Source organism: Bradyrhizobium sp. CCBAU 45394, assembly GCF_028128655.1.
Classification (GTDB): Bacteria; Pseudomonadota; Alphaproteobacteria; order Rhizobiales; family Xanthobacteraceae; genus Bradyrhizobium; species Bradyrhizobium diazoefficiens.
Genome location: NZ_LBIX01000018.1, coordinates 1 through 201, shown reverse-complemented (window position 1 = coordinate 201; position 201 = coordinate 1). Strand labels below are relative to the sequence as shown.

The following is a 201-nucleotide window of genomic DNA, read 5'->3' as shown; positions in this document are numbered from 1 at the left end:
TACGCCCTGAACTCTCCGGCACAACGCGAGGTCCGGCTGCGAACCATCATCGACTGCGATCTCCTCGTGCTGGACGATCTATTCCTCGCACGCGCCATCCCCGACGACGCCGGCACTTTGCTGCAGACCCTGATCCATCAGCGCTACAAACTGCGCCGCAGCGTCATCGTCACCTCCAATCGCGTCGTGCAGGATTGGGGG

1 pseudogene is annotated in these 201 nt (G+C 62.7%); it reads left to right on the top strand.

The window, feature by feature from the left end:
- Positions 1-201 (top strand): annotated as a pseudogene (gene istB / locus WN73_RS11465) (IS21-like element IS1631 family helper ATPase IstB); the annotation flags it as partial.